This window comes from Celeribacter marinus (assembly GCF_965656515.1).
GTDB lineage: Bacteria > Pseudomonadota > Alphaproteobacteria > Rhodobacterales > Rhodobacteraceae > Celeribacter > Celeribacter marinus_D.
In genome coordinates this window covers 57,960-73,471 of sequence record NZ_CBFHKW010000007.1, presented here as the reverse complement: position 1 = coordinate 73,471, position 15,512 = coordinate 57,960, and the positions used below count along the sequence as shown (strand labels likewise).

The following is a 15,512-nucleotide window of genomic DNA, read 5'->3' as shown; positions in this document are numbered from 1 at the left end:
TCTGCCCGGCTATGAAAAGATGGGGCTTGTGGTTCCCCTTGGTGGCACCACGCTATTTTTCCGCCGTGACGCAATTGAGGAACTGGGCGGATGGGACGCGCATAACGTCACGGAGGACGCCGATCTGGGCTTGCGTCTGGCGCGCCATGGCTACCGAACCGAACTGATTGCGACCGTCACCGAAGAAGAGGCCAATTGCCACGCATGGCCGTGGATCAAACAGCGCTCTCGTTGGCTCAAAGGCTACGCCATGACATGGGCGGTGCACATGAGATCCCCGCGCAAACTATGGCAGGATCTGGGGCCGTGGCGCTTTTTTGGCGTTCAGGCTCTATTTTTAGGTACCATCAGCCAATTCGTTCTTGCGCCCTTTTTGTGGTCGTTTTGGGCCATCGTTCTGGGGCTGCCGCATCCGCTACGCGATGCCTTGCCGCGCGAGGCTTTTGTCGCACTCGGAACGCTTTTCATCATGTCTGAAGTGTCAACCGTTGCGGTCGGTATGGTGGCTACGAGCACGCCCAAACACAAATGGCTTTGGCCGTGGGTGCCGACCCTCCATCTCTACTATCCCCTAGCAACCGTGGCCGCGGCCAAGGGGTTATGGGAGATCGTCACGCGTCCGTACTATTGGGATAAAACGGCACATGGGCGGTCAGATCGCTGTGGTACAATCGACAGACCCGACACGCCGCCGCCAGTGCGTGCGCCGCGAAAATCGCCTCTGCCCCCAACCACATTTACACCCGATGCGGTCAAACCTTATCGCCTTGGGGTCGATGCCATCGTGACACCCCCAACGGCTCATCCAGTGACACCACCGACCCCCAGTGAGGGGTTCGCACATGCCCGAAGCAACCCGCGCGATCTATACCTGCCGTTTATTGCGCGCGGGCCACACAGACCGATCAAAGGTCGATTGTCGGTGGGCGTAACGTCGACCTCAAAGTCGTAGCAGGCCCGTTCAAACCTCTTTGTTGGCATCAATTTTGAGGCGGGTGACAAAGGCTTTCGAGATATGGTTGGACAGCGCCTTATGCGCCGTTGCCCCATCTCCCGCCTCAATCGCCGTGACAATTGCATCATGCTCGGCAATCGCCTCCGCACCGCGTCCATCAACCGCAAGCGATGTTGTCGCCAACAACGCCATCGAGCGGTGCACCAGATCAAGTTGTTGCACAAGGTAGCGATTGTGCGAGGCAAGGTGGATTTGCTTGTGAAAGCGGCGATTCGCCCGCGCCAACGCCTCTGGGTTTCCGATCAAGCCGCGATCTTCCTCCACCATGTCGCGCAACACACGCGCCTCTTCAGGGGTCGCATGGCGCGCGGCCAAACGCGCGGCCAACCCCTCAAGCTCGGTGCGCACCACATACAGGTCCGCCATTTGGTTATGGTCCAATGAAGCCACAATCAAAGAGCGCCCGTCACGGGTCAACATCGATTGCGTTTCAAGGCGCTGAAGAGCCTCACGAATGGGGGTCCGCGATACGCCAAACCGATCGGCCAGCTCGCTTTCGACCAAACGGTCCCCAGGCCTGTATGTACCCGTATCGATCGCCTCCAAAATCATCTCGTAGGCGTCTTTTTGTCCCGTGCGTGTCTCTTTCATCAGGCGTCCTTGGTGGCCATTTGTTTAGCGGACAATAGACAGTCCAGCCCTGTGCAATCAAGCGATACATGGCCGCAGATGCCGAAGGGTCCGCACCCTCTTGCCTCGCGCGTCCGCCTCACCTATCAGTTGCTCATGGTAAGTGATCACTTTTCCCACGTCCAAGAGTGGATATTCGACCTCGACAACACGCTGTATCCGCCGTCAGCCTGCCTGTTCGAACAGATCGAGCCGCGCATGACCGCGTGGGTACAGCGCGAATTGAATGTGTCGCGCGACGAGGCCAACCGCCTACGTCACACCTATTGGCGCGATTATGGCACCACGTTGTCGGGGATGATGCACCTGCATGGCACCGATCCCTTGCCCTACCTCACTTATGTTCATGATATCGACTTTTCGACGCTGCCCGCCGATCCGGCATTGCGTGCGGCCATTCACGCGTTGCCCGGTCGCAAGATTGTCTATACTAACGGCTCGGAACCCTACGCCAACCGAGTTCTTGAGGCACGCGGTCTAACCGGACTGTTTGATGCAATCTACGGAATTGAGCACGCCGACTTTCACCCCAAACCCATTGCGCAAGCGTTTGATACCATTATCAAAAAATACGGTCTCGCGCCCTATGAGGCTGCGATGTTCGAGGATGATGTGCGCAATCTCGAAGTGCCCCATGCCCTTGGCATGAAAACGGTTCATATCGCGCCCAACCCGCTTGATCCCCCCGCGCCATATGTACATTTTCACGCGGCGGATCTCACTGGATTTTTGTCGAAAATACTCGCGTAAGCCTGTGACGCGATTTGACTTTTGTGGATTGAATGCACTGAATGTTACCGCGCCCAAACCGCTGTGCGCTTGTGTCGCGCGTCAACGCGCCACCGTGACCTTTTAGCTGTGCATAAATAGAGAGGCGCTAAATCACACCAAACCGACACCATTCCTAAAATGAGAACGCACATGTCCCTTTCCAAAACCGCAACTGCACAGACAATTGACACAGACCACGACCACGGTGAAGCAAGCATCTCCCCTAAGGGTGTGGCCCTCACGCTCTTGTTCATTGTGGCCTGTCTGGCCGCTGTGGGCTTTGGCGTTGTTGCGTTTGGGCCTTGGGTTTTGGGGCTCACAGCACTTGCGTTTGTTCCTGTGATCTACATCGTTTTGATTTTACTCACGATCGGAAAGTAACGCGCAGTGCTGCCCACATGAGGCGGTCTGACACTTGGACAAATCCCCCCTATGCGCCTATGTAATAGCCAAAGCGCGCGTATTTGCGCATAGGAGATAGTCATGTCCACGCCCCAAAACAACGCCCAGCGCCTCACCGTTGATGTTCTTGTCAGCGGTGGCGGCATTGCCGGCATGATTGCCGCCGCCGCTTTTGGCGCAAGCGGGTTCACGACACTCATGGTCGACCCTACCCCCCCTGTGACCGTCGGCACGGAGGCAGGTTCAGACCTTCGTTCGACCGCGTTTTTGCGCCCTGCGCGCGATCTATTTGAGCGCATTGGCATCTGGTCCGTGCTCGAACCCTACGCTACACCCCTTGAGGCGTTGCGCGTGGTCGACACGGTGGGCGCAGAAGGCACACCGTCCGAGGTGCGCGCAGAGCGGCAATTCGAGGGCACAGAAACCGGCACCGAGCCGTTCGGGTGGAATTTTCTCAACTGGATGATCCGCCGTGAACTGGCATCCGTCCTGCCCACGATTCAAAACACCCAAACGCGCTATGGCACAGGGTTCAAATCCATGTTGACCCGCACCGGAGAGGCCCTTGTGACACTCACCGATGGCACACAGGTCGCCGCAAAATTGGTGATTGCCGCAGATGGACGCGGCAGCCCCGTGCGCGAGGCCGCAGGAATCGGCGTCAAGACCACACATTACGGGCAAAAATCACTGTCCTTCACCACCTTTCACGACCTACCCCACAACAATGTCTCCACCGAGATTTACCGCGAAGGCGGGCCATTCACGATGGTGCCTTTGGCGGACATTGATGGTCGTCACGCCTCCGCCGTTGTGTGGATGAATAGTGGACCGCGTGCGGTGGAGCTGCTCAATATGGCCGTGCCCGCGTTCAATGCCGCTATGACGGAACGCTCTGCGGGCCTGTTCGGCGCGCTCGAATTGGCCTCCCATCGCGGGATTTTCCCGATCATCACGCAACTGGCCGACAGACTTGCCGCCGAGCGTGTGGCGGTGATCGCGGAGGCCGCACATGTCTTGCCGCCCATCGGCGCACAGGGCCTGAATACTTCGCTCAATGATCTGGCCCACCTGCTTGATTTAGCATGCCAAACCCCTGCTACACTCGGGGATCGCGCAATGCTCGACACTTATGCCAAGGCGCGTCACCGCGACATCGCCGCCCGCGCGTTTGTGGTCGATAAATTCAACCGTGTCGTGCGCTCGGATGCAGGAATTTTGAACTCAATCCGCCTGATGGGCCTCAAGGCCGTGCACGATATAAAGCCCGTTCGCATGGGCGTAATGCGTGCGGGACTTGGCCCCTTGACCTAAGAGCGAGTTATCGCATGGCGCACCCGTGGATGTGGACGCGCCATTTGGATATTTAGACCAAAGAAAAACACGCGGGCGTCACAGCACCTGATCAAGAGCCGCCGCAAGACGCGCTACCGAGGCGTCGACGTCATAGAGCTTGTCCAATCCGAACAGGCCGAGACGGAAGGACGCATAATCAGGCCCCTCATCGCACTGAAGCGGTACACCTGCGGCAATCTGCATTCCGAGCGCCGCAAACGCACGACCGGACTGAACTTCGGGGTCGGATGTATAGGACACAACAACACCGGGAGCCTCAAAGCCCTCTGCCGCTACGGATTTAAGGCCTCGGGCTTTCAACATCGCCCGCACGCGGGTGCCCTGTTCCCATTGCGCGTCACATAATTTGGCGAACCCGTAATCTTTGGTCTCCATCATCGTGTCACGGAATGCGCGTAGCGCATCGGTGGGCATGGTGGCGTGATAGGCGTGCGCGCCGCCTGTATACGCCTCCATGATGCTCAGCCATTTGCCCAAATCCACCGCGAAGGACGTCGATTGACGGGATTTGACCACACCAAGTGCGCGTTCGGACAACATCACAAGACCCGCCGAAGGTTGCGCCGACCATCCCTTTTGCGGCGCCGAGATCAGCACATCAACGCCTGTGGCGGCCATATCCAACCACGCACAGCCCGATGCAATGCAATCAAGCACCATCAGGCCGCCCTCGCCGTGCACCGCGTCCGCGAGCGCTTTGATATAGGCGTCCGGCAGGATCATGCCCGATGAGGTTTCCACATGCGGAGCAAAGACCACCTTAGGTTTCATCTCTTTGATTTTGGCCATGGCCTCGTCAATAGGCACGGGCGCAAACGGCGCATCAATCGCATTACCGGTACGGCGGGCTTTGAGAACGGTCTCGCAGGCGGGAATGGAACCCGCTTCAAAAATCTGGGTCCAACGGTAAGAAAACCAACCGTTACGGATGACCATAACGTCTTCGTCAGTGGCCAGTTGACGCGCCACAGCTTCCATTGCGTAGGTGCCTCCCCCCGGTACGACCACAGCCGTTTGCGCGCTATAAACCTCGCACAGCGTGTCATGGATATCGCGCATAACCTGTTGAAACGCCGCAGACATATGATTGAGAGAGCGGTCCGTAAAGACCACCGAATATTCTAAAAGACCATCGGGATCGATATCGGGGCGCAAGGCGGGCATAGGGGGTTCTCCTGTTGTGTTGAACAGACGTAGCACGCAAAACCGCTCTGGGGGAAGCGGGCAACGCCGAGTTAAAGCCCTTGATCAAGCGACAAAAGCACGCGGTCGGGCACCTCATACAGCCCCGCACGATCAAGACGTATAGGTCGCGCGGAAGGTACAGGGGAGCGTTTCATCGCCACCTTGCAAAAGTCTTGGCGTTTCATCCAGCGTTTCATGTCGTCGCGTTTGGTGCTGGAATGAAAGGGGCCCCAATCGGCTGCAACGCCCTTCATCCCTGCGCTCACCACCTGATCGCGTGGTACCGTGATGTTCATAATGCGCACAGCGCACGACAGATTGGCCACCCCGTCTTTCAACTTTGCAGCTGTGCGTGCGCGGCACTTGCGCCACTGCGCGGTCGGCGGTGCAATTTGTGTCAGCCCGAACCAAAGCCCGCCGCCCCCCGCCGCCGTTTCGCGCCATGTGCTTTCGTGGTAGGATAGGGTCGATAGCAGTCCCGCCCAAAACGCCGCGCGGCCCTGCCTGTCCTGATCGGGATATCCTGGGCACCACTGCGCAATGTCGCGCGGTACGGTTTTGGTCAGACCCGCGCCATGACTGGCGATGAACCCCATGGTGGCCTTGGTCCATGTTTTCCCTTTGGGCATGTGATCCCAACGCAAAGCGGGCACAAACATCTCGTAGGGTCGTGCGGTTGGCACTGGGCTACGCTCGACCGCATCGGCACGCCCGTACAGACACACACAAAATGGCCGCCATCGCCACGGGTTTCCACACGTTTAATCGCATACAAAGTCGCACTCATCTTACCCAAACAGATGCGCAGTTTGCGACAAATGGAGCAGATTGCAAAGCACCAACCTCTTGCTCACCGCGCGGGGCTGTCTTAGACAGGCGATTAAACGCCAACTCGAGGGATTTTACCCATGCTCGACCATCTCGAATTCACCACACCTAAAGTCAAAACCATCGCAGGCGCGACCGACGATTGGGAGCTTGTGATCGGGATGGAAATCCACGCGCAGGTCGCCTCTAAGGCAAAGCTCTTTTCGGGTGCGTCAACACAGTTCGGCAATGAGCCAAATTCCAACGTATCGTTCGTGGACGCCGCTATGCCCGGCATGTTGCCCGTCATCAACGAGTTTTGCGTTGAGCAAGCAGTGCGCACGGGACTGGGCCTGAAGGCAGACATAAACCTGTTCTCGGCGTTTGACCGTAAAAACTATTTCTACCCCGATTTGCCGCAGGGCTATCAGATCAGCCAGCTCTATCACCCTATCGTGGGCGAAGGCGAAGTGATCGTGGACATGGAACCCGGTGTGGCGCGTCTGGTGCGCATCGAACGTATCCACCTCGAACAGGATGCAGGCAAATCGATCCACGACATGGACCCCAACATGTCGTTCGTAGATTTGAACCGCACGGGTGTGGCCCTGATGGAAATCGTGTCGCGTCCTGATATTCGCGGCCCCGAAGAGGCCGCAGCCTACGTTCTCAAAATGCGTCAAATCCTGCGCTACTTGGGCACCTGTGATGGCAACATGCAAAACGGCAACCTGCGCGCGGACGTGAACGTTTCGGTCTGTCGTCCGGGCCAGTACGAGAAATATCAGGCGACACAGGACTTTGGCCACCTCGGCACGCGTTGCGAGATCAAGAATATGAACTCAACGCGCTTTATCCAGATGGCGATTGACTATGAGGCCCGCCGCCAGATTGCCATTCTTGAGGATGGTGGCGAAGTGGATCAAGAGACTCGTCTGTATGACGCGGCAAAGAACGAAACACGCTCGATGCGCTCCAAAGAAGAGGCGCATGATTACCGCTATTTCCCCTGTCCCGATCTTTTGCCACTTGAGATCGAACAGGCTTGGGTGGACGACATCGCTAAAACGCTTCCCGAGCTTCCCGACGAGAAAAAGGCACGTTTTGTCAAGGACTTCGGCCTATCCGAATATGACGCAGGTGTGTTGACCGCCGAGACGGAAAATGCCGATTACTTCGAGAAAGTTGTCGAGACCGGCAAAGACGGCAAGCTGTCGGCCAACTGGGTGATCAACGAATTGTTCGGCCGTCTCAAAAAGGACGACAAAGGCATCGACACCTGCCCCGTTAGCCCCGCGCAACTGGGCGGCATTGTCGCGCTGATCACGGCGGGCGATATTTCGGGCAAGATCGCCAAAGACCTGTTCGAGATCGTCTATACCGAAGGGGGCGACCCCGCGGCCCTCGTTGAAGAGCGCGGCATGAAACAGGTCACGGACATGGGCGCCATCGAGGCCGCCGTGGACGAGGTCATCGCCGCCAACCCCGATCAGGTCGAAAAGGCCAAAGCCAACCCCAAGCTTGCGGGTTGGTTCGTGGGTCAGGTGATGAAAGCCTCGGGCGGCAAGGCAAACCCCGCCGCCGTGAATAAACTGATTGCCGAGAAACTCGGGCTGTAAACCCAGCCAGACCCATCACGTGCTGCACATTGATCAAAAGGCGCCCGTAATCGGGCGTCTTTTTTGTAGACCGACAGATGCGGCGTAAAGCGCTGGTTAATCCACATGACATAAGATGTGACAAACAGTTAGGAGCCCCTCATGTCCCACTATGAATACAAAGCTGTGCCCGCGCCGACTTCGGGCGAGGCAACATCACAAGCACAAACAATCGCCGCACGCATCGCCAGTGCCGTAGAAACACGTCTAAATGCAATGGCGTCCGATGGATGGTCCTATGTGCGCACCGACAATTTCGCGACCGATGGCGAGACAGGTGCAACGTCTGTGCTGATCTTTCGTCGCGAAAGTGATTTTGGGGTCTTTACAGACGATAAATCGGAGTTTGGCACATTTGAGAATGCTACGCCCTAAACGCGTTTTCGCGCAAAACGGCATACGCGCACCGCAACGCTTGACCCCTGCTCGATCTTGGCTAAACCTCTCATCAGCTTGAGGAGATATGTCATGACGCGTTTTGAGTACAAATCCATTCCCGCCCCCAAAAAGGGCGAGAAAGCCCGTGGCGTCAAAGGATCAGACGCGCGCATGGCGCAGGCGATGACAACCGCGCTCAACGACATGAGTGCGAAGGGATGGGACTATCTGCGCGCAGATACATTGCCCCTTGAGGAGCGCAGCGGGATCAGATCAAAGACCATTCACTATTACACAGTTTTAGTGTTTCGCCGCGAAATCGAGGCCACGGTTGAGGATGCATCCACGTCCGTAGAGGCGGCTTCCTCACAGACGGACGCACCCGTGCTCGATGCTCATGACGCGCCCGATACGTCCGAGACAGACCAAACTATGCGCACTCCACGGCGCGACCTCACCGCGACACGCGACCACTAACGCGACTGCAACCTTGTCGCTCATAGGATGTTGCGCCCGCCACAGTCGCGACCACATATCCCACAGTGACCTGTCATCGCGCCCAAGTGGCACGCGCAACACATTTTTTTAGAAATTTGATGCGTCTTTGCCGCGATTTTCGCCGCTCATGCCCTTTTCCATTTCTCGTTGTTCATCTAAGGTCTTTCGTCCGAGTCGAAAAGGTTGATGCACATGGATAAGAACGATCCCTTTGGTTTTAATATGTCCGCAGCGACGGATAAAAAGAAACGCCGCGGCGGTCGAAGAGGCATGTCTGGTGCGTTCGAGACGTCGAAACGTGAGTGTGAGCACGAGGGATGTGAGGAGCAGGGCCAATACCGCGCGCCGCGCTCTCCCGATCACCTCGACGAATACAAATGGTTTTGCAAGGATCACGTCCGCGCATACAATTTGAAATGGAATTTCTTCAACAACGCGACCCCCGAGGAGATGGAAGAGCACATCAAATCCTCGCAAACGGGCGATCGTCCGACCAAGCCGTTTGGCAAAAAGTCCATCGAGCAACAGGCATGGGAACGCCTTGGCGTTGATGATCCCCATCAGGTCTTGGGTGAAAATGCCACGCAAAACCCAGGGCGCTCAGATCCTGCGGCGTCGACCCGCAAACTGCCCCCGACCGAGCGCAAAGCCGTCGATATCCTCGAAGCCAAGGACCACTGGACCAAGGCAGAGCTCAAAAAGCAGTACAAATCTTTGATCAAGGTCTTGCACCCTGACGTCAACGGTGGTGACCGCAGCCAAGAAGAGCAGCTCCAAGAAGTCGTTTGGGCATGGGACCAGCTCAAAGAGAGCCGTTGGTTTAAATAGCAATATCCTGTGCGCCGCCCACGCGGCGTACAGGCGCACAATCACACGTTAGACAGGGATCAATGGGGCGCTTTGGCGCCCGATCGTCCAGTCACACGGCTCATTGCGGGGTTGATGATCTTCGTCACAATCGGGATCAAAAGCAGTCCGACAACAAGTCCGAAGATCCCGTCAAAAAACGCAGTCACAAACCATTTAACAAAGCCCTCGCCCGCTTGTGGAGCGGCGTGCGCCGCGCCGTAGGCGACGTCGTGGATACCCGCATAAGGCTGATCAACCCCAAATTCGTGCAAGCCGTGAATGACAATAGAGCCGCCCACCCAAATCATTGCCGCTGTTCCAACAACCATCAACACCGTCATCAGGTAGGGCATGAATTTGACAATGCCACGCCCGAGTGAGCGCGTCACCGACAGGCGACCAACGCGCGCAAGCCATAGCCCGACATCATCGGCCTTCACAATCAGCGCAACCGCGCCGTAAACCACGACAGTGATCAAAACGCCCGCAAACGCCAATGCGCCCGCCGTCATCCAGATCGAGGCAGCCGGATCAAGCGCCGCCAGAATAATCGTCATAATCTCCGCCGACAAAATGAAATCGGTTTTCACGGCACCTGCGACTTTTTCCGCTTCAAGATGGGTTGGATCGCCCTCGTCGTCGGTGTGGCCGTCTGCATAATGGGCATGGGGTTTGAACAGGTGGTAGACCTTTTCAGCCCCCTCAAAACACAAATACCCGCCGCCCAGCATCAACAATGGCGTAATCAGCCACGGTGCAAACGACGATAGCAACAGCGCCGCAGGCAATAGAATCAAAAGTTTGTTGCGGATGGACCCCAGTGCAATTTTGCCCACAATCGGCAATTCGCGCGCGGGTTTGAACCCCTGGACATATTTGGGTGTCACGGCCGCGTCATCAATGACCGCGCCCGCCGCCTTGGTCGAGGCTTTGATCGCTTGGCCTGCGATATCATCCACGGACGCCGCCGCTATTTTCGCGATGCCCGCCACGTCATCCAACAATGCCAATAGACCACTCATGCCCAAATCCTTTTTACCAGCTTTTCGAATGTGTACGGGCTAGCCTCATGCAATTCAAACGCAAACACGAAAAAGGGAGGGCGCAGGCCCTCCCTTTCGTCCAGCCATGTGAGGGTGGCCGGATCTACCTGTGATGTGGGGACATACTTACATCGCAGGCAAGAGAACCTTGTCGATGACGTGGATCACACCGTTGGACTGCTTCACATCCGCGATTGTGACGGTTGCGATGCCACCGGTTTCATCCTCAATCTTGACCATCCCATCAGACACGGAGCCTTTGAGCGTGCAGCCGCCAACAGTTGCGATGTCATGTACACCACCGTCCGCTTCGATCATGCCAACGAGGGCCGCGGACATGACATCAGCCGCGACAACGTGACAGGTGAGGATTTTGGTCAGCTGGTCAATATTTTCAGCCATCAACAGTGTCTCTACCGTTCCCGCTGGCAATGCGGCAAACGCATCATTTACAGGGGCGAACACAGTGAAGGGACCGTCAGACTGAAGTGTGTCAACCAGACCTGCGGCCTGTACGGCAGCGACGAGTGTGGTGTGATCCGCGGAATTCACGGCGTTTTCGACAATGTTTTTCTCTGCAAACATTTCTGCGCCACCGACCATCGGGTTTTTACCGTGACCATCGGCAAAAGCAGCGGTTGCAAGAACGGACAGGGCAGCGGCAGTTGTAAGAATACGTTTCATAAGTAGGTCTCCCAATTAACAGTGTGTCGCCTCGGCCTCATGCCGAAGTTACAAGGGATACGGCGCACGGGTGGGAGTTAGATCACCCCCAGTCGATCACATATCGTCACACAAATGCGAGCACGCGTGATCACCCCGTTTGCGAAACAGTGACACGGGATGTCGCGATATTGCGCCGCCTCGCCTCTTGCACCCTGTGCGCAGATGTTGCACGAAGGGGGCAACAAATTCCGAAGAGAGACGAGCATCACATCATGGACGCCAACGCCAAACCCACCGAAGTAATTTCTGTCCGCGATGTTTTCGGGATCGACACCGATATGACGGTGAAAGGATTTGCCGAACGCATTGATCGCGTGCCCGACATCGATCCGACCTACAAATTCGACGCCGACACCACGCTGGCCATTCTTGCGGGCTTTTCCCACAATCGCCGCGTGATGATCCAAGGGTACCACGGTACAGGCAAATCGACCCACATTGAACAGGTCGCCGCCCGCCTCAACTGGCCGTCTGTGCGCGTCAACCTTGATAGCCACATCTCTCGCATTGATCTCATCGGCAAAGACGCGATCAAACTGCGTGACGGGATGCAGGTCACTGAATTCCAAGAGGGCATTTTGCCGTGGGCGCTACGCAATCCCTGTGCAATCGTGTTCGACGAATACGATGCGGGCCGCGCCGATGTGATGTTTGTGATCCAACGGGTGCTTGAGGCTGACGGCAAGCTGACGCTGATGGATCAGAACGAAGTGATCACCCCGCATCCGTCGTTCCGCCTGTTCGCGACCGCCAACACCGTTGGTTTGGGCGACACCACCGGCCTGTACCACGGCACACAGCAGATTAACCAAGCCCAGATGGACCGTTGGTCCCTCGTGGCCACGTTGAACTATCTTAGCCATGACGCAGAGGCCAATATCGTGCTGGCCAAATGCCCGCATTACAACACCGAAAAAGGCCGCAAGGACATCAGCCAGATGGTGACGGTCGCCGATCTGACCCGCACCGCGTTTATGAACGGCGAACTGTCCACCGTCATGTCGCCCCGTACGGTGATTACATGGGCGCAGAACGCAGAGATTTTCCGCAACATCGGTTATGCCTTCCGCCTGACATTCCTCAACAAATGCGATGAGTTGGAACGTCAAACCGTGGCCGAATTCTATCAACGCTGCTTTGACGAAGAATTGCCCGAGAGCGCCGTGTCACGCGCCAAGTAATCGGTTCGGACCACATAGTCCGAATATCTGATCCCCGAATTCACGCCGCGCGGCCCACTCAGGATCGCGCGGCGTGTCGCGTTATACGGCAGACTGCATTCCCCCCACACCACTCTCGACTGCGCGAAAATTTCCACGCCCTGTGCGTGCCTGCGCCCCCTGCTTTCGCTTGCCGCGCCGCCGCGAGGGTGATTTAAACGGAGCATGAAAAAGCCAAGCGACAACCCCGCAGATCCGTTCAAAAAAGCACTCGCAGACGCCACGCGCGTTCTGGCCGATGATGCCGAGTTGACGGTGACATTCTCGATGGACCCCGCAGGGTTGACCAACGACACGGTGCGCTTGCCGCAGATATCGCGGCGTATGACCAAAGACGAGGTGTTGATCGCGCGCGGAACCGCGGATGCCTTGGCGATGCGCCACAAATACCACGATGGCAAAACCTTCAACCGCTATGCCCCACAAGGGCAAATGGCCTATGACATCTATGACGCGTTGGAAACCGCGCGCTGCGAGGCCGTGGGCGCGCGTGCCATGCCCGGAACTGCGAGTAACATCGACGCCAAGATCGGCAATGACGCAATGCGGCGCGGCTATGACGGGATTACAAAATCCGAAGATGCCCCCCTTGCCCAAGCCATGGGATATTACCTGCGCCATATGGCAACGGGACGCGAATTGCCGGGCGGTGCGGCCAATGTGATGGCGCTGTGGCGCGACTTTATCGAGCAGCAAACACAGGGCGACTTCGACGACCTTGATAGCTTTTTAGACAATCAAACCACCTTCGCCAAACTCGCGCGCCGCGTGATCGAGGATTTGGGGTACGGCGATCAATTGGGCGATGATCCCGATGAGGCCGATGCGGATGACGAGCAAACCGCCGAGACCGACGACCAAGACGATATGGATGACAACGAGGGCGATCAGGACCAAGAGCAGGAAGAGGACAACGAGGCCTCCGCCGAGAACGCCCAAGACGAACAACAAGACATGCAAGAAGCGTCCGTGTCCCAAGATGACGCAGCCACCGACGAGTTCAACGAAGAGGTGGAAATGCCCGACGACGAGGCCGACATTGATCCGCCTCAGCCTGCGCCCATCTCGGACGCTGATCCGAACTATGTGGTCTATTCGACCGCCAACGACGAGGAAATCCGCGCCGAAGATTTGGCCGAGCCCGCCGAACTGGAACGTTTGCGCGCCTATCTCGATCAACAATTGGAGCCGCTCAAGGGCGCGGTATCGCGTTTGGCCAATAAACTGCAACGCCGCCTTCAGGCGCAACAAAACCGCTCGTGGGAGTTTGACCTCGAAGAGGGAATTTTGGACGCGGGCCGCCTTGCCCGTGTGGTGGCCAACCCCACCACGCCACTGTCGTTCAAAATCGAAAAAGACACCGAGTTTCGCGACACTGTGGTGACGCTGCTGCTCGACAACTCCGGCTCCATGCGGGGCCGTCCGATTTCTATCGCCGCGATCTGTGCCGATGTCTTGGCCCGCACGCTGGAGCGGTGCAACGTCAAGGTCGAGATCCTCGGCTTTACCACCCGCGCGTGGAAGGGCGGCACAGCCCGCGAGGCATGGCTCAACGCCGGTCGACCACAAGGGCCGGGGCGTCTCAACGATTTACGCCACATCATCTACAAAGGCGCGGACGTGCCGATGCGGCGCACCAAACAGAACCTCGGTCTGATGATGAAAGAGGGACTGCTCAAGGAAAACATCGACGGTGAAGCCCTTGAATGGGCGCACCGCCGCATGACCGCCCGTCCCGAAGTGCGTAAAATCCTTATGGTGATTTCGGACGGCGCCCCTGTTGATGACAGCACGCTGAGCGTGAACCCCGCCAACTACCTCGAAAAGCACCTGCGCGATGTGATTGCGATGGTCGAAAAGCGCCGTCAGGTTGAACTGTTGGCCATTGGCATTGGCCATGACGTGACACGCTATTACGACCGCGCAGTAACCATCACTGACGTCGAACAGCTTGCGGGTGCAATGACAGAACAATTGGCCGCCCTGTTTGACAGCGACCCACGTGCGCGCGCGCGTGTCATGGGCATACGGCGCGCCTCATAACCACACCGATATTCGGTTTCATAAAAGAGTGCACAATGTTTCAAACCTTCAACGTGACCTCATCCCCCGACCAAGCCGCCCCGCGCGTCACCAACTTGCGCATTGCAATGGCGGATGCGGGCCTTGACGGCTTTTTGATTCCGCGCGCCGATGCGCATCAAGGGGAATACGTGGCTCCGTGCGACGAGCGCCTTGCATGGCTCACGGGGTTCACAGGCTCGGCGGGATCGGCGGCGGTTTTGACCGACCGTGCGGCGATGTTTACCGATGGACGCTACACCGTGCAGGTGCGCGCCCAATGTGACACCGACCTATTCGAATGCATCGATTGGCCCGCGACGAGCGTGGCCAAATGGCTCGGGCGCACGGACGCCCAAAAGATCGGGTTTGATCCGTGGTTGCACACGGTGGCCGAAGTGCGCGACCTGCGCGAAGCGCTTACTCAACTCGGCAAGGATCTGGTATCAACCAATAACCTCGTTGATAAAATCTGGGCCGACCGCCCTGCCCGTCCCAACGCGCCAGTCACAGCACATCCCATTGAGTTAGCGGGAAAAACCTCTCAAGATAAGTTCGAGCAAATCAACGAGGCTCTGCACACAAGTGGTGCGACTGCGGTCGTTCTGACCTTGCCCGATAGTATCTCATGGCTCCTGAATATTCGAGGCGCAGACATTGCGCATAATCCTGTGGTTCAGGCCTTTGCAGTTTTGAGCACGGCGGGCAAACTGGCGCTGTTCGCGGAGCCATCCAAATTTGACGCCCTCGGCCCAGATCCCCGCATCTCGATTTTGCCACGTAGCGCATTCCCCGCGTATTTGCGCGATATGGAAGGTCCGGTTCTGATCGACCCAAACACCGCACCCCATGCCGTGCTGACCATGTTGCGCGATGGCGGCGACGTGGAGATCATCGAGGGCGACGATCCGTG

At 57.4% G+C, this 15,512-nt stretch carries 16 protein-coding genes; 11 read left to right on the top strand and 5 right to left on the bottom strand.

Translation table 11 applies throughout. From position 1 onward, the window contains the following. Positions 1-952: glycosyltransferase family 2 protein (locus ACTG34_RS03195; RefSeq protein ID WP_439103576.1), on the top strand; the 952-nt coding region annotated here is incomplete at its 5' end. Positions 953-961: 9 nt separating this feature from the next. Here the strand turns inward: ACTG34_RS03195 and ACTG34_RS03190 are convergent. Continuing rightward, a complete protein-coding gene (locus tag ACTG34_RS03190) occupies positions 962-1,606 on the bottom strand; it encodes a GntR family transcriptional regulator (protein ID WP_062220819.1) in 645 nt (214 codons plus the stop codon). A gap of 135 nt (positions 1,607-1,741) precedes the next feature. On the opposite strand from ACTG34_RS03190, the gene ACTG34_RS03185 reads away from it, so the two are divergent. From ACTG34_RS03185 to ACTG34_RS03175, 3 genes are all read left to right on the top strand, one after another. After that, positions 1,742-2,395 carry a pyrimidine 5'-nucleotidase gene (locus ACTG34_RS03185; RefSeq protein WP_439103578.1) on the top strand — a complete coding sequence of 218 codons (654 nt, stop codon included), beginning with the start codon at positions 1,742-1,744 and terminating at the stop codon, positions 2,393-2,395. Between the two features lie 171 nt (positions 2,396-2,566). Next, positions 2,567-2,797 carry a hypothetical protein gene (locus ACTG34_RS03180; RefSeq protein WP_062215916.1) on the top strand — a complete coding sequence of 77 codons (231 nt, stop codon included), beginning with the start codon at positions 2,567-2,569 and terminating at the stop codon, positions 2,795-2,797. Positions 2,798-2,899: 102 nt separating this feature from the next. Beyond that, entirely contained in the window at positions 2,900-4,132 is a 1,233-nt protein-coding gene (locus ACTG34_RS03175; protein ID WP_439103575.1) for an FAD-dependent monooxygenase, read from the top strand. 78 nt (positions 4,133-4,210) lie between these two features. Here ACTG34_RS03175 and ACTG34_RS03170 read toward each other — a convergent pair whose 3' ends face one another. Together ACTG34_RS03170 and ACTG34_RS03165 are read right to left on the bottom strand one after the other, a co-directional pair. Further along, on the bottom strand, positions 4,211-5,338 hold the full coding sequence (locus ACTG34_RS03170; RefSeq protein ID WP_439103574.1) for an aminotransferase class V-fold PLP-dependent enzyme: 1,128 nt from the start codon (positions 5,336-5,338) through the stop codon (positions 4,211-4,213). Between the two features lie 71 nt (positions 5,339-5,409). Further along, the gene (locus ACTG34_RS03165) at positions 5,410-5,988 is read right to left on the bottom strand and encodes a transglycosylase SLT domain-containing protein (protein ID WP_439103573.1); all 579 of its coding nucleotides are present in this window, start codon (positions 5,986-5,988) and stop codon (positions 5,410-5,412) included. 279 nt (positions 5,989-6,267) lie between these two features. Here ACTG34_RS03165 and gatB point away from each other — a divergent pair, with 279 nt between their 5' ends. From gatB to ACTG34_RS03145, 4 genes are all read left to right on the top strand, one after another. Continuing rightward, complete coding sequence (gene gatB / locus ACTG34_RS03160; protein WP_439103572.1) at positions 6,268-7,785, top strand: Asp-tRNA(Asn)/Glu-tRNA(Gln) amidotransferase subunit GatB; 1,518 nt, start codon at positions 6,268-6,270, stop codon at positions 7,783-7,785. A 141-nt stretch (positions 7,786-7,926) separates the two neighbouring features. Beyond that, positions 7,927-8,199: a DUF4177 domain-containing protein gene (locus ACTG34_RS03155; RefSeq protein ID WP_439103571.1), complete on the top strand. Its 273-nt coding sequence runs from the start codon at positions 7,927-7,929 to the stop codon at positions 8,197-8,199. 93 nt (positions 8,200-8,292) lie between these two features. Beyond that, positions 8,293-8,679: a DUF4177 domain-containing protein gene (locus ACTG34_RS03150; protein WP_439103570.1), complete on the top strand. Its 387-nt coding sequence runs from the start codon at positions 8,293-8,295 to the stop codon at positions 8,677-8,679. A 213-nt stretch (positions 8,680-8,892) separates the two neighbouring features. Beyond that, positions 8,893-9,528: a J domain-containing protein gene (locus tag ACTG34_RS03145; protein ID WP_439103569.1), complete on the top strand. Its 636-nt coding sequence runs from the start codon at positions 8,893-8,895 to the stop codon at positions 9,526-9,528. Positions 9,529-9,587: 59 nt separating this feature from the next. Here ACTG34_RS03145 and ACTG34_RS03140 read toward each other — a convergent pair whose 3' ends face one another. Further along, a complete protein-coding gene (locus ACTG34_RS03140) occupies positions 9,588-10,571 on the bottom strand; it encodes a DUF808 domain-containing protein (RefSeq protein ID WP_439103568.1) in 984 nt (327 codons plus the stop codon). A 147-nt stretch (positions 10,572-10,718) separates the two neighbouring features. Beyond that, positions 10,719-11,276 (bottom strand): fasciclin domain-containing protein, encoded by a 558-nt coding sequence (locus ACTG34_RS03135; protein ID WP_439103567.1) that lies wholly within the window; start codon positions 11,274-11,276, stop codon positions 10,719-10,721. 254 nt (positions 11,277-11,530) lie between these two features. On the opposite strand from ACTG34_RS03135, the gene cobS reads away from it, so the two are divergent. From cobS to ACTG34_RS03120, 3 genes are all read left to right on the top strand, one after another. Then, the gene (gene cobS / locus ACTG34_RS03130; RefSeq protein WP_062215934.1) at positions 11,531-12,499 is read left to right on the top strand and encodes a cobaltochelatase subunit CobS; all 969 of its coding nucleotides are present in this window, start codon (positions 11,531-11,533) and stop codon (positions 12,497-12,499) included. A gap of 204 nt (positions 12,500-12,703) precedes the next feature. Next, positions 12,704-14,581: a cobaltochelatase subunit CobT gene (gene cobT, locus ACTG34_RS03125; RefSeq protein WP_439103566.1), complete on the top strand. Its 1,878-nt coding sequence runs from the start codon at positions 12,704-12,706 to the stop codon at positions 14,579-14,581. Positions 14,582-14,616: 35 nt separating this feature from the next. Then, the coding region (locus ACTG34_RS03120; RefSeq protein WP_439103565.1) for an aminopeptidase P family N-terminal domain-containing protein at positions 14,617-15,512 on the top strand (896 nt) is incomplete at its 3' end.

Excerpts from the sequence above, each read along its gene's own strand:
- ACTG34_RS03135 (WP_439103567.1), bottom strand. The coding sequence starts at position 11,276 with ATGAAACGTATTCTTACAACTGCCGCTGCCCTGTCCGTTCTTGCAACC.
- cobS (WP_062215934.1), top strand. The coding sequence starts at position 11,531 with ATGGACGCCAACGCCAAACCCACCGAAGTAATTTCTGTCCGCGATGTT.
- cobT (WP_439103566.1), top strand. The coding sequence starts at position 12,704 with ATGAAAAAGCCAAGCGACAACCCCGCAGATCCGTTCAAAAAAGCACTC.
- gatB (WP_439103572.1), top strand. The coding sequence starts at position 6,268 with ATGCTCGACCATCTCGAATTCACCACACCTAAAGTCAAAACCATCGCA.
- ACTG34_RS03185 (WP_439103578.1), top strand. The coding sequence starts at position 1,742 with ATGGTAAGTGATCACTTTTCCCACGTCCAAGAGTGGATATTCGACCTC.
- ACTG34_RS03140 (WP_439103568.1), bottom strand. The coding sequence starts at position 10,571 with ATGAGTGGTCTATTGGCATTGTTGGATGACGTGGCGGGCATCGCGAAA.
- ACTG34_RS03180 (WP_062215916.1), top strand. The coding sequence starts at position 2,567 with ATGTCCCTTTCCAAAACCGCAACTGCACAGACAATTGACACAGACCAC.
- ACTG34_RS03175 (WP_439103575.1), top strand. The coding sequence starts at position 2,900 with ATGTCCACGCCCCAAAACAACGCCCAGCGCCTCACCGTTGATGTTCTT.
- ACTG34_RS03165 (WP_439103573.1), bottom strand. The coding sequence starts at position 5,988 with ATGCCCAAAGGGAAAACATGGACCAAGGCCACCATGGGGTTCATCGCC.
- ACTG34_RS03170 (WP_439103574.1), bottom strand. The coding sequence starts at position 5,338 with ATGCCCGCCTTGCGCCCCGATATCGATCCCGATGGTCTTTTAGAATAT.
- ACTG34_RS03150 (WP_439103570.1), top strand. The coding sequence starts at position 8,293 with ATGACGCGTTTTGAGTACAAATCCATTCCCGCCCCCAAAAAGGGCGAG.
- ACTG34_RS03155 (WP_439103571.1), top strand. The coding sequence starts at position 7,927 with ATGTCCCACTATGAATACAAAGCTGTGCCCGCGCCGACTTCGGGCGAG.
- ACTG34_RS03190 (WP_062220819.1), bottom strand. The coding sequence starts at position 1,606 with ATGAAAGAGACACGCACGGGACAAAAAGACGCCTACGAGATGATTTTG.
- ACTG34_RS03145 (WP_439103569.1), top strand. The coding sequence starts at position 8,893 with ATGGATAAGAACGATCCCTTTGGTTTTAATATGTCCGCAGCGACGGAT.